Source organism: Rhodoferax sp. (assembly GCF_030646845.1).
Taxonomy (GTDB): Bacteria; Pseudomonadota; Gammaproteobacteria; order Burkholderiales; family Burkholderiaceae_C; genus Rhodoferax.
Window position 1 is genome coordinate 1 of the sequence record NZ_JAUSLE010000024.1, and the last position, 12,547, is coordinate 12,547.

Consider the following 12,547-nt stretch of genomic DNA (forward strand, 5'->3'; position numbering starts at 1 on the left):
AGCTTTTCGTTAGGACTCACCGTCCCGATGCCGACGTTGCCTCCCGCTGTTGCAAAGTACGCACTGCCGGAGGAGGAAATGGCGGTGGTGGAGGCGAAGGTCGCGTTGAGGCGCGTACCGTCGAAGTTGAGAGCGGCGTTGCTGGAGGTGAAATTGGTGCCGTTGAAGTACGGGATGGAATTGGTAATCCAGGTGCTCGTGCCCATACCGCCGCTTGCGACGCCGAGCGCGGTGGTGAGGGTGATGCGCTGCACTTCGCCACCCGACAGGGTGCGGCTTTGGCGGTCCAGCGTCAGGTAGCCAATCCCGACATCGCACAGGTACTTGAGGCGGGTCGTGATTTCCTCGAACAGCAGCTTGAGCGCCTGGGCCGCGCCCTTGTTGACCGCGACGCCTCCATCAAGCCCCAGGCTGGCTGCCTGCATAGCCTCGAAAAAGCGTCGAAGCCGGTCAATCGGCATGAGCATCAGGTCATGCAGACACAGGCCCGGCAGGCCCTCCAGTTGCGCTCGTGTCCATTTGACGCCCTGCGGCATGAAACGCTTGCCTGGCTGCAGCACCGAGTCTGCATCTGCCTTGCTGCCAATGCGCCACAACAGACTCTCGGTCTTCAGCCGGGCGCCGCCGCAGGCACCGCACGGCGTGTAGCTGCGGTATTTGGACAGCAGCACGCGAATGTGCATCTTGTAGGACTTGGTCTCCAGGTATTCAAAGAAACGCTTGATGCCGAACCAATGCTGGTTCCATTTGCCGTTCCAGTTCGGTGAGCCATGGATGACCCAGTGCTGCTGCTCCGGCGTGAGCTTGTACCAGGGCGTGTCGCGCGGAATGCCGGCGGTCTCGGCATGGCGCATCAAGTCGTCCTGGGCCTCCTGCCAGGCCGGTGTCTGCATCGGCTTGATGGCCCCGGCGCGCAAGGTCAGTTTCTCGTTGGGGATCACAAGACCGTAATCGACGCCAATGACCCGGCCAAAGCCACGACAGGTCTCGCACGCGCCGACGGCCGAATTGAAAGAAAACATCGACGCGATGGGGTCGGTGTAGCGCACATCGCTCTCCGGGCAATGCAGACCGGTGGAGAATTTCCAGATCGTGTCAGGCGTGTCGGCATCCGGACCCAGCTTGTACACGGCCATGCGTCCGCTGCCGTGCTTGAGCGCGACCTCAATCGCCTCCAGCACGCGTGCCCGTTCGGCCGACCCCAGCCGGAAACGGTCGGCCACCACATCCAGCACTTTGCGCGGCCCCGTCAGAGAGGCCACTTCGCGCTGTGCCTGCACTTTGGTGAAGCCACTGACTGAAAGCCACTGCTCGATTTCCTCCGGCGTGGTGTTGGCGGGCAACTCGACCGGAAAGGTCAACGCCAGCCGGACGTCATCTTGCGCCACCCGTTCAACCAGCTGCGCGTAAATGGACTCCGGCGAGTCATGCCGCACCGCATGCGCCGTGTCGCGGTCAAACAATTGCCCGGCCCGGGCAAACAACAGCTTCAGGTGGTCATTGAGTTCGGTCATCGTGCCCACAGTGGAACGCGATGAGCGGACCGGGTTGGTCTGGTCGATGGCGATCGCGGGCGGCACGCCCTCCACCTTGTCAACGGCCGGCTTGTCCATTCGGTCCAGAAACTGGCGCGCATAGGCCGAGAAGGTTTCCACATAGCGGCGCTGGCCCTCGGCGAAAAGCGTGTCGAACACCAGGCTCGACTTGCCCGAGCCGCTGGGGCCGGTGACCACCGTCAATTCGCCGGTGCGGATGTCAATGTCGATGTTTTTGAGGTTGTGCTGGCGCGCACCACGAATGCGGATGACTCCCTGGGACATGGCTGGCCTTTTGTCTGTTGAGGCAGAAGATTCTAGGGGCTTCGCCGCACCAGTCGACGGGCAAGGTCATCCGCGAATCAGAGATGGCCAGACGGAGCACTCCAGGGTGGGTGCGTCAAGACTTGTCCCGGGCCGCAAACGTCCTGCCCAAGCATCAAGCCGGGACAGGATTAGCCCTTGAGTGCCTGCTCCAGGGCAACACAAGGCTTGGCGCCAACGGCGTCCTGAATCTTGGGCAACAGCGCGAGCAAGTCATCAAAACCGCTAGCACCCTCCACTGCCAGATTCAGCCGGAATCCCCGCAGACCGAGACCGGCCGTTAATTTGGTGGCGATCGGCATAGCGTCCCGATAGCGCTCTTGGGGAGAACGTCCACTCACGGACACAACAGGGGATTCAGCGCTGCCCCCGGTACTGGCGGCCCCGGGGGCCGAAGCAGAAGACACCACAAAATCCGGCACAGCCGACAGGAACCCCTGCTGGACCATGTGATCTATATCGTCCTGGGTAATTCCGAGACCGCCTGTGGCAGCCAGCACCTGCTCATTCGACTTGACACCGTCAAACAGGATAAAGGCCGACCGCTGACGAGCCGACAAGAGAGTTGACCGGGCCTTGAATGCCTGCTGGCCGACTTCAGATTTTGCGTATTTCATTCGGCCATTTTAGAGTTGGACTGTCAATAAGCAAGCGCGGATATTCCCCAATACGCAATGACAACGGTCATGTCCGGACAATTATTTGCCGGCAGGGGCAGACGCCGGTTCGGCAGCGGCCGGCGCATGGGTCGCTTCGGCGCCATGCTTTTCACCGCTCAGGTCAATGTCCCCACCCTTGCTCAGAATAAACAGGGCCAGGCCCGCAAAAATAATGAAACCCACTGCAATTTTCCACATATCAAATTTCCTGAAAAACAGCCCCTCCAGAGGAGGGGCAAAAAAGGGCCCTCACTTGGAGGGCCGTTTCATGTTGACCGTGCCAGCCTGGCACGGTCGCACTGCCAAAGCAAACTTCAGTCGTTGGCGTAGATGTCAACGTCTTTGGTTTCCTTGACAAACAGCATGCCAATCACGAAGGTCATACCGGCAATGATGATGGGATACCACAAGCCGTTGTACATATTGCCGGTCTGCGCGACGATGGCGAAGGCCGTGGTCGGCAGCAAGCCGCCAAACCAGCCATTACCGATGTGGTAAGGCAAGCTCATCGACGTGTAGCGAATGCGGGTGGGGAACATTTCCACCAGCATGGCGGCGATCGGGCCGTACACCATGGTCACCAGAATCACAAGGTAAGTCAGGATGGCGATCACCATGACCTTGTCCACCTTGGCCATGTCAGCCTTGGCGGGGTAACCAGCAGTCTTCAGATCGGCAGCGACCAGCTTCTTGAACTCGTCGCCCTTGGCCTTGGCTTCTGCAGCAGGCAGGCCCTTGGAGGTATAGCTCGGGATCTCGACAGCGCCGATCTTGATAGACGCGACCGAGCCGGGAGCACCCACCACGTTGTCATAGCTCACAGACGAACCGGCCAGCACCTGCTTGGCAATATCGCAAGAGCTGGTGAACTTGACCGTGCCGGTCGGGTTGAACTGGAACGAACATTCCTTCGGATCAGCGGTCACGATCACCTTGTTCTTCTGCTGGGCAGCATACAAATCAGGGTTCGCGGCTTTGGTCAATGCTTCGAACACGGGGAAGTACGTCACCACAGCCAGCAGGCAGCCCGCCATGATGATGGGCTTGCGGCCGATCTTGTCGGACCATGAGCCAAACAGGATGAAGAACGGCGTGCCGATGAGCAGCGAGATGGCCACATAGATGTTGGCGGAAGCACCGTCCACCTTGAGCGCTTGCGTCAGGAAGAACAAGGCATAGAACTGGCCCGAGTACCACACCACAGCTTGACCGGCAGTCAGACCGATCAGGGCCAGAATCACGATTTTCAGGTTTTTCCACTGACCGAAGGACTCGGACAAGGGCGCCTTGGAGGTCTTGCCTTCCGCCTTCATTTTGGCGAAAGCGGGCGACTCGTTCATGCTCAAGCGAATCCACACCGACACGGCCAGCAACAGGATCGAGACGATGAACGGAACACGCCAGCCCCAATCGGCAAACGCAGCTTCACCAATGACGGTGCGGGTACCCAGAATCACCATCAGGCTCAGAAACAGGCCCAATGTGGCCGTGGTCTGAATCCAGGAGGTGTAGGCGCCACGCTTGCCTTGTGGCGAGTGCTCTGCCACATAGGTAGCGGCACCACCGTACTCACCGCCCAGTGCCAGGCCTTGCAGCATACGCAGTGCGATCAGAATGATCGGAGCAGCAACACCGATGGTGGCGTAGTTGGGGAGGATACCCACGATGAAAGTGGACAAGCCCATGATCAGGATAGTGACCAGGAATGTGTACTTGCGGCCAATCATGTCACCCAGGCGGCCAAAGAAAATGGCACCGAAGGGACGCACGATGAAGCCGGCAGCAAACGCCAGCAGGGCAAAAATGAAGGCGGAACCTTCATCCAGACCGCTGAAAAACTGCTTGGCAATAATGGCTGCAAGTGAGCCGTAAAGATAAAAGTCGTACCACTCAAACACGGTACCCAACGACGAGGCGAAGATAACCTTCTTTTCTTCGGCTGTCATTGGCCGTGCGACCGCTGCTGTTGCCATATTTATGTCTCCAAAAGGATGAGGCCTCCGACATGGAGGCTTGGGAGAATAGTGGCAGATGGCTCTGACCCTGCTCTGACGCGAAACCAACACAGTCTTGCGGCAAACTGAACCCCGCCTGACAAACTAGGGTGAAACCCTCGCACCGACTTCCGCAATGCGATAAAAATGCACGACCCTTCGGGTAAACCCTCAACGATCTTCAGTCAGAGTTTTTATCGCAGTTGGATAATACAAATCGACACAAATGTACGAACCGTGGCGGCACTTTTACTCAGGGATAACGCCCCTGACAAGGGCCGGCGAGAAAGAGACAAGAGACTGAACATGACTGATTTGGATTTCACGGCCGTTCTGCGCAAGACTGAATCTGGGGTGAATGCCATCAAGATCAGGGACCGGGCTTTGACGCCCCGACTGCGCATGCTGTTGATCCTGGTGGACGGGGCCAAGACGGTCGCGGAATTGTCAAAGTCGACAACCAACCCGGACGAAGCCCGGCTACTCCTTGGTGAGCTGTTGAGCGCAGGCTTTGTACAGGAACTGGACCTGCCGAAACCGGTTGCGAAGCCAGTGCCGGCGCCTGTGCCTGTGAAGGCAGTCAACCCTGTCCCGGATGAAGGGCTGAAAGCGGCGATCCGACGGGCCACGCACCTGCTCGAAGACACATTGGGGCCCAACGCCGAAAGCCTGTGCCTGCAGATTGAGCGGTGCACAAACTCCGCCCAGTTCAACGCCAAGGTCATCGAAATTGCGCGCATCGTCGCAGCCATGCGGTCTGAGAAGAAAGCGGCAGAGTTTTTGCTGGCCGCCCTACCTTCGACTCCTGCAACTCAGCCGTAGGGAGCGATCTGCCCACAGCACAGGCGCCTGCCTGGGGATGCTGTGGAGACATTGCCTGGCGACGGCTGACCTACTTCGCCACTTCGTCGCCGGTCACCTGAGGCGCTTCCAGCGGTCCGCGAAAACTTCGCGGTATCGGCTTCGTCGGTTGGACAACACCTGACGCTTTCTGTTTCATTCAAGACCACGCATGTGCTCGGTCAAGTGTTGGCTTCTCTACGGAACACCACACACGGGCAAAAAAAACCCCGCCGAAGCGGGGTTTTCATTTGCATGAATGCAATGCTCAGTGGGCGGCACTGCCAGCGCTGACCTTGCCATCCAGGCTCGGGTAGCGCACATGCTCCACGAGTTCCTGAATATCGCGGCCCGGGGCCTTGGTCAGCAGCGACACGATGATGATCACTGCAAAGCCCAGTGGCACACCAAACAGGCCCGCCGAGATGGGCGCAATATCCCACCAGGTATTGGCCTTGATGATCTCAGGCGTAATAGCTGCGCCACCGTGCGTCAGCTTGTAGAGCCACGGCTGCGTGGTCACCATGTAGTAGAACGTGATCGCCAATCCTGACACCATCCCCAGGGACGCGCCCCACTTGTTGGCTCGCTTCCAGAAGATACCCAGGGTGAGGGCCGGGAAGAACGCCGCAGCAGCGAACGAGAAGGCGGCAGACACCAGGAACAGGATGTCAGCCGGTTTCTGGGCTGCCACATACGCTGCCGCCAGAGCAACGACCAGCAACAGCGTCTTGGATACCATCACCCGGCGTGCGGTAGAGGCATTGGGGTCGATCACCTTGTAGTACAGGTCGTGCGACAGCGCGTTGGCAATCGTCAGCAACAGGCCATCGGCAGTCGACAACGCGGCAGCAAGACCACCTGCGGCTACCATGCCCGACACCACGTAAGGCAGCCCGCCAATTTCCGGCGTGGCCAGCACAATGATGTCGCCACCGATGCTGATTTCAGCCAGTTGCAGGATACCGTCCTTGTTGACGTCCACCACCGACAGCAGGCTCGCGTCGACCGCACTCCAGCGTGCAATCCAACCCGGCAAATGATCAAAGGGCGTGTTCACCAATACGGTGTAGACCTCAAACTTGGCCAACACAGCCAGCGCCGGGGCGGTGAAGTAGAGCAAGAAGATGAAGAACAGCGACCAGCTCACCGACTCACGCGCTTCCTTGACCGAGGGCACGGTGTAGTAGCGCATCAGGATGTGCGGCAAGGCGGCGGTACCAATCATCAGACAGAACACCAGTGCCATGAAGTTCTTGCGCGAAATGTCCCGCGCTGCCTGGTCTTTGCCCGGGAAGGGCTCGGCATGACGAACCGGGGGTGCAGACCGTGCGGCGTTTCCAACACGCGCAGCCGTATAGGCAGCCCGCGCCGCGGTTTCATCCTTGGGCAGTGCAGCCAGGGCAGCTTCCGCAGCCTTGATGTCGGCGACCGCGCCGTTCGCAGCTTTCAGATCATCAAGCTTCTTCTGCGCAGCAGCCTTGTCGGCAGCCATCGAAGCGGGAACATCCTTCAGCTTCTCCACCGCGGCATCGGAACGCGCCTTGAAGATGCCACGCACTTCCAGCTCTTTCGGGTCTTTCAGCAACTGCTCTTCCTTGGCTGTCACTTTTTCGAGCGTGTAGCCATAGACCGCTTGCGGAATCGGCACACCGGTGTGCTTGACCGACAACCAGACCACCGGCAGCATGTAGGCAATGATGAGAATCACGTACTGCGCCACCTGGGTCCAGGTCACGGCACGCATACCGCCCAGGAACGAGCAAACCAGAATGCCACCCAGACCGGCAAAAATACCGACCTCAAAAGCCAGTCCGGTCAGACGCGCAGTGATCAGGCCCACGCCATAAATCTGCGCCACCACGTAAGTGAAGGAGCACAAGATGGCGGCGAACACACCAATCAGACGCGGCAGGTTGCCCTCATAGCGAGCCCCCAGAAAGTCTGGAATGGTGAACTGGCCGAACTTGCGCAGGTAGGGCGCCAGGAATAGCGCCACCAGGCAGTAGCCGCCGGTCCAGCCCAGAATGAAGGCCAGGCCGCCATAACCGGTCAGGTACAAGGTACCAGCCATACCGATGAAGGAGGCGGCCGACATCCAGTCCGCTCCCGTAGCCATGCCGTTGTACATGGCAGGCACGCGACGCCCGGCCACATAGTATTCGGCCGCATCATTGGTTCGGCTCATCACCCCGATGCCGGCATACAGCAGCACCGTGGCCGCCAGGAAAAGGTAGCCGATCCAGTTCCGGGGCAGACCCATTTGCTCCAGGACCGCCAATATCAGCACGAAGGTGATAAAGCCCCCCGTGTACCACGTGTAGACCTTGTTCAGGCCTTTCTTGAAGTCGCTTTGCGACTGATTTGTACCGCCAAACATGCCCATTATTCTTCTCCTTCGGCCACGCCGTATTCGTTGTCAAGGTTGTTCATGTAGCGGGCGTAGAACCAGATGATCAGGCAATACACCACCAAGGCCCCTTGGGCCGCCACCCAGAACGAGAACGGCCAGCCGAAAAAGCTGAACGTCAGTTCACGGGCGAAATACACCAAAACGAAGGTGACAAAGAACCATATGCCCAGTAAGAAGGCTGTGATTCGCAGATTTTTGCTCCAGTATTCCTGGTGCCTGGCCGTAAGTTGCATAGCTTGCTCCTCTTATCATTAATGAAAAACCACCCGACAAACCTCAAATCAAGTTCCCGACTGCCAAACCGGTCTCACGCTCCAACTGGGCCGCCACCTTGGGCTCGAACCCCTTCAGGTGCCGAATGACCGCACGCGCTTCCTCCGGTTGCATCAAGTCCACATGCACCCGTGCCAGCTGGTACCAGCCAAACGGGCTCATAGGCTGTAGTTTGGTGTTGTGCTTGAGCGCCGCCACGGCCTCGTCCAGCCGCCTCTGGCGCACCAGCACCAGGCCCAGGCCGTACCAGGCCCGGTCCATCTTTTCCTCGATGCGAATGGCTGCACGAAACTCGCGTTCGGCATCCTCAAGTCGCCCCAACTCTTCACACACAAATGCCACGTTGAAATGGGCATTCGAGCTATCGGGCGCCAGCACCAACACCCTCTCGTAGTAGGTCAAGGCCAGCACATGATGTCCACTTTGCATGGCGTCATAAGCCAGACTGTTCAGAGCCAGCAAATCATCCGGCGACCGCGTCAGGACCGTCTGAAAGACTTCAGCGGCCAGGCCGCGCAGCCCGAGGAACAAAAATATCTTGGCTCTCCAGTGCAGCACAAACCGGTCAAGACGGCTCAGGCCGGTCGCACTCGCATTGGTGCGATGGGTATTCACTGACATGCTGCGGCTCCTAACTGAAGACATAAGTCAATTTTTGCTTTGACCACGAGCACCCAGGCCACGATGAGCCAACTTGCTGCGGCCAGCGGAATGTGCTGATCCAGTATCAGTTTGGGACTGATGCGACGGGTCAACCACAGTGCCGGCTTGGCCGCCACGTCCAGCAATTGCCAGAACACGTTGGTCTGGCGCTTGGCCCCCGCCAGCAAGCCCAGAATGAAACGCCCAACGATGAACATGAGCGACAACTCGATCAAGCTCTTTGCAATAACAATGGCCAACAACATGAATCTTGGTGCTTTCTTACAAATTCTGACAACTGGGTGGAATTTGAGGCTGTGTCCTGACCAGATTCTGACGACCCGCTGAACGCAAACTTACAAACCAGGTACTAACCATTAGCTTGTTTTTCATATTGAAAAATAACCGGCTGGCATGGCACCAACCTAGGGAATGTCCTAATCAAGCCTGCGCCTACAATTCGACGACATCTTGATGGGGGGACACAGCCATGCAACGCTCCGACATCACCGGTCAACGCCTGGTTGCCATCGTCTTGCTGGGTTGCGTGCTGTTCAACTACCCGGTGCTCTCTCTTTTCAGCAAGCCCGGCGCCTTGCTGGGAATCCCGCTCCTGTATCTGTACATCTTCATCGTGTGGGCTCTGTTGATTGGCCTGACCGCCTATGTGATTGAACGGCGCGGGTGATGCTGCAGGGCTGGGTCATCATCAGCGTGTCCTTTGCCTACCTGGGCGTGCTGTTTGCCATTGCCTATTACGGCGACAAGCGCGCCGACGCCGGGCGCTCCATCATCTCCAATCCGGCCATCTACGCCCTGTCGCTGGCGGTCTACTGCACCACCTGGACCTTCTACGGCAGTGTCGGACGCGCCGCATCGACCGGCATTGGTTTCCTGCCCATCTACCTGGGACCCACGCTGGTGGCCGGTCTCTGGTGGTTTGTGATGCTCAAGATCATTCGCATCAGCAAGGCCAACCGGATCACCTCCATCGCCGACTTCGTGGCGTCGCGCTACGGCAAGAGTCAACTGCTGGGCGGGCTGGTGACGGTGATTGCCGTGATCGGCGTGGTGCCCTATATCTCGCTGCAGTTGAAGGCCGTCTCCAACAGCTTCACCATCCTGCTGCACTACCCCGACATCGTCATGCCCGCCAAGGCCGCGACACAGGCGCTGTGGCAGGACAGCGCGCTCTATATCGCCATGACGCTGGCCGCTTTCACCGTGTTGTTTGGCACGCGGCATCTGGACGCCACCGAGCGGCATGAAGGCATGGTGGCGGCCATTGCCTTTGAATCAGTGGTCAAGCTGCTGGCGTTCCTGGCGGTTGGTCTGTTTGTGACGTTTGGCATGTTCAATGGCATGGGCGACATCTTCGCGCGCGCCGAGTTGGTGCCCAAACTCAAGGCGCTGATGACCGTCGCCGACACCGGAAACAGTTATGGCAGCTGGTGGTCTCTGACCTTCCTGTCCATGCTCTCGGTGATGCTGCTGCCCCGGCAGTTCCAGATCGCCGTGGTGGAAAACGTCAACGAGGAGCACTTGCGCAAGGCGGTCTGGCTTTTTCCACTGTATTTGCTGTTGATCAACATCTTCGTGCTGCCAATCGCCCTGGGTGGCATGCTGCATTTCCCGACGGGCAATGTGGATGCCGACACCTTCGTGCTAACCCTGCCAATGGCCCAGCGGCATGAGGCGCTGACCCTGTTTGTGTTCATCGGGGGCCTGTCGGCGGCCACCGGCATGGTGATCGTGGAAACCATTGCGCTGTCCACCATGATCTGCAATGACCTGGTGATGCCGCTGGCCCTGCGCATCAAGGCCCTGCGCTTGAACGAGCGACAGGATCTCTCCGGCTTGCTGCTGGGCATACGCCGCTGGGCGATTGTTGCCATCCTGATGCTGGGCTACATCTACTTCCGCGCCGCGGGAGACGCCTACGCCCTGGTGGGCATCGGCTTGATCTCGTTTGCGGCGGTAGCCCAGTTTGCGCCGGCCATTTTTGGCGGCATTTACTGGCGAGGCGGCACGCGCAACGGCGCCATCGCCGGCCTGCTCGGCGGCTTCTCCGTGTGGGGCTATACCCTGCTGCTGCCTTCATTTGCCAAATCGGGCTGGCTGCCCTCGACATTCTTGAGTGAAGGCTTCTTCGGACTGGAGCTGCTGCGGCCCCAACAGCTGTTCGGCCTGTCCGGCCTGGACGAGATTTCGCACAGTCTGTTCTGGAGCATGCTGGCCAACATCGGCTTCTATCTGGGCGTTTCTTTGGCGGGCCGGGCGACGGTGGCGGAGACCCGGCAAGCGACTGCGTTTGTGGATGTGTTTCGTCACACAGTGAGCCCGGCTGGCGGTTCTCGCCTGTGGCGCGGCAGCGCCCAGGTGCAGGATCTGCTTCCGCTGATTGGCCGGTTTCTCGGACCGGTGCGTGCGCAGGAAGCCTTCCTGAGCTACGCCCGGGGTCGCGGCCTGTCGGCCATCGCAGAACTGAAGGCCGACGCCGATCTGGTGCATTACGCCGAAAAGCTGCTGGCCGGTGCCATTGGCGGCGCCTCCGCACGCGCCATGGTGGCCTCGGTCGTGCAGGAAGAACCGCTGAGCATTGACGAGGTGATGAACATCCTTGACGAGGCCTCCCAGGTGCGCGCCTACTCCAGGGAGCTCGAACTCAAGTCCAAGGAACTCGAGGCCGCGACCGCCGAGTTGCGGGCCGCGAACGAACGCCTGAAGGAGCTCGATCGCATGAAGGACGATTTCATGTCCACGGTGACGCATGAGCTGCGAACGCCCCTCACCTCCATTCGCGCATTCTCGGAAATCCTGCTGGAGGACCCCAAGACCGGCCTGGCTGAGCGCAAGAAATTCCTGGGCATCATCGTCAAGGAAACCGAGCGCCTGACCCGCCTCATCAACCAGGTGCTGGACATGGCCAAGATCGAGTCCGGCAATGCCGAGTGGCACACAGCCGAGCTGGATTTGCGCGAAGTGATCGAGGAATCGGTGGCTGCCACGTACTCGCTATTCAACGACCGGCATGTGACACTGACCCATGACCTGGCCGCGCATACACCCCTCATCCTGGCCGACCGGGATCGCCTGATCCAGGTGATGCTCAACCTGTTGTCCAATGCGGTCAAGTTCTGCGATCCGGTCCAGGGCAAGGTGCACGTCTCATTGCGCCAGGAACCCGACGGCGTGCGCGTGGACGTGCAGGACAACGGCAGTGGCATCAGCGCCGCCAACCAGAAAGTCATTTTCGAGCGCTTTCGGCAAGTGGGCAATACTATGACCGACAAGCCCCAGGGAACCGGGCTGGGGCTGCCCATCAGCCGGCACATCATTGAGCGTTTCGGCGGCCGGCTGTGGGTACAAAGCGAGCCGGGTAAAGGGGCCACGTTCTCGTTTACACTGCCCTTCAAACAGGGCGACAGCGGCCCGGCCGCAGCGCCCCATTAGCCAGATTGGACCAGCACATGAGCAAACGGATCCTGATTGCGGACGACGAACCCAACATCGTGGTATCACTCGAATTTCTGATGAAACGCGAAGGGTTCGATGTCCAGGTGGCCGCTGACGGGGAAGCCGCCCTGCAGGCCATCGCAACGCAGGTGCCTGATCTGGTTCTGCTCGACATCATGCTGCCCAAAAAGGACGGTTTTGAGGTCTGCCAGCAGATCCGTGCCAATCCTGAGTGGCAGTCGCTCAAGGTCGTGATGCTCACCGCCAAAGGGCGCGACACCGAGGTCAGCAAAGGACTCGCACTGGGGGCAGATGCCTACATGACCAAGCCGTTTTCCACCAGGGATCTGGTGGCCCAGGTGCGTCAACTGCTGGGGCTGGGCGCCCAGTAGCCTTCAGCGGCTGCCAGCT

Annotated in this window: 11 protein-coding genes and 1 pseudogene; 4 read left to right on the forward strand and 8 right to left on the reverse strand. The window is 59.4% G+C overall.

What is annotated here, in order from left to right; all coding sequences use genetic code 11:
• The 4 genes and pseudogenes from Q7T10_RS06395 to Q7T10_RS06410 form a co-directional block, all read right to left on the reverse strand.
• Nucleotides 1–1,820: pseudogene (locus Q7T10_RS06395) on the reverse strand (hypothetical protein); the annotation flags it as partial.
• Nucleotides 1,821–1,990: 170 nt separating this feature from the next.
• Entirely contained in the window at nucleotides 1,991–2,476 is a 486-nt protein-coding gene (locus tag Q7T10_RS06400) for a hypothetical protein (RefSeq protein ID WP_304746984.1), read from the reverse strand.
• An 81-nt stretch (nucleotides 2,477–2,557) separates the two neighbouring features.
• Complete coding sequence (locus tag Q7T10_RS06405) at nucleotides 2,558–2,716, reverse strand: hypothetical protein (RefSeq protein ID WP_304746985.1); 159 nt, start codon at nucleotides 2,714–2,716, stop codon at nucleotides 2,558–2,560.
• Nucleotides 2,717–2,832: 116 nt separating this feature from the next.
• The gene (locus Q7T10_RS06410; RefSeq protein ID WP_304746986.1) at nucleotides 2,833–4,491 is read right to left on the reverse strand and encodes an MFS transporter; all 1,659 of its coding nucleotides are present in this window, start codon (nucleotides 4,489–4,491) and stop codon (nucleotides 2,833–2,835) included.
• Nucleotides 4,492–4,659: 168 nt separating this feature from the next.
• On the opposite strand from Q7T10_RS06410, the gene Q7T10_RS06415 reads away from it, so the two are divergent.
• A complete protein-coding gene (locus Q7T10_RS06415) occupies nucleotides 4,660–5,334 on the forward strand; it encodes a hypothetical protein (RefSeq protein WP_304746987.1) in 675 nt (224 codons plus the stop codon).
• A gap of 286 nt (nucleotides 5,335–5,620) precedes the next feature.
• On the opposite strand, the gene Q7T10_RS06420 is transcribed toward Q7T10_RS06415, so the two are convergent.
• From Q7T10_RS06420 to Q7T10_RS06435, 4 genes are read right to left on the reverse strand one after another with little or no spacing between them, the layout of a single operon-like run.
• Nucleotides 5,621–7,738 carry a sodium:solute symporter family protein gene (locus Q7T10_RS06420; RefSeq protein ID WP_304746989.1) on the reverse strand — a complete coding sequence of 706 codons (2,118 nt, stop codon included), beginning with the start codon at nucleotides 7,736–7,738 and terminating at the stop codon, nucleotides 5,621–5,623.
• Nucleotides 7,738–7,998: a DUF4212 domain-containing protein gene (locus Q7T10_RS06425; protein WP_304746990.1), complete on the reverse strand. Its 261-nt coding sequence runs from the start codon at nucleotides 7,996–7,998 to the stop codon at nucleotides 7,738–7,740. Before Q7T10_RS06425 ends, Q7T10_RS06420 begins: the two co-directional genes overlap by 1 nt.
• 43 nt (nucleotides 7,999–8,041) lie before the next feature.
• Complete coding sequence (locus tag Q7T10_RS06430) at nucleotides 8,042–8,659, reverse strand: tetratricopeptide repeat protein (protein WP_304746992.1); 618 nt, start codon at nucleotides 8,657–8,659, stop codon at nucleotides 8,042–8,044.
• Nucleotides 8,650–8,946: a hypothetical protein gene (locus Q7T10_RS06435; protein ID WP_304746993.1), complete on the reverse strand. Its 297-nt coding sequence runs from the start codon at nucleotides 8,944–8,946 to the stop codon at nucleotides 8,650–8,652. Before Q7T10_RS06435 ends, Q7T10_RS06430 begins: the two co-directional genes overlap by 10 nt.
• 224 nt (nucleotides 8,947–9,170) lie before the next feature.
• Here Q7T10_RS06435 and Q7T10_RS06440 point away from each other — a divergent pair, with 224 nt between their 5' ends.
• The 3 genes from Q7T10_RS06440 to Q7T10_RS06450 are packed head-to-tail and all read left to right on the forward strand — an operon-like array spanning nucleotide 9,171 to nucleotide 12,528.
• Nucleotides 9,171–9,368, forward strand: a complete 198-nt coding sequence (locus tag Q7T10_RS06440; protein ID WP_304746994.1) for a hypothetical protein — start codon at nucleotides 9,171–9,173, stop codon at nucleotides 9,366–9,368.
• On the forward strand, nucleotides 9,368–12,133 hold the full coding sequence (locus tag Q7T10_RS06445) for a sensor histidine kinase (protein ID WP_304746995.1): 2,766 nt from the start codon (nucleotides 9,368–9,370) through the stop codon (nucleotides 12,131–12,133). Before Q7T10_RS06440 ends, Q7T10_RS06445 begins: the two co-directional genes overlap by 1 nt.
• A 17-nt stretch (nucleotides 12,134–12,150) precedes the next feature.
• Nucleotides 12,151–12,528, forward strand: coding sequence for a response regulator transcription factor (locus Q7T10_RS06450; RefSeq protein ID WP_304746996.1), 378 nt, complete (start codon nucleotides 12,151–12,153; stop codon nucleotides 12,526–12,528).
• Nucleotides 12,529–12,547 lie beyond the last annotated feature (19 nt).